1 protein-coding gene is annotated in these 253 nt (G+C 70.8%); it reads left to right on the forward strand.

Going from position 1 to position 253, the window contains the following annotated elements:
- A partial coding sequence (locus tag ACX6XY_RS30415; protein WP_460337948.1) for a methionine adenosyltransferase domain-containing protein occupies window positions 1–253 on the forward strand: 253 nt, incomplete at both ends.

The raw sequence follows: 253 nt of genomic DNA on the forward strand, positions 1-253 counted from the left end.
CGACCGCAGCGCCGCGTACGCGATGCGCTGGGTCGCCAAGAACGTCGTCGCGGCCGGACTGGCGAAGCGCTGCGAGGTACAGGTCGCGTACGCCATCGGCAAGGCCGAGCCGGTGGGGCTCTTCGTCGAGACCTTCGGCACGAACGCGGTCGACGTCACGACGATCGAGGCGGCCGTCTCGACCGTCTTCGACCTCCGCCCGGCCGCGATCATCCGCGACCTGGACCTGCTGCGCCCGATCTACGCCCAGACG

This window comes from Streptomyces sp. O3, assembly GCF_054788135.1.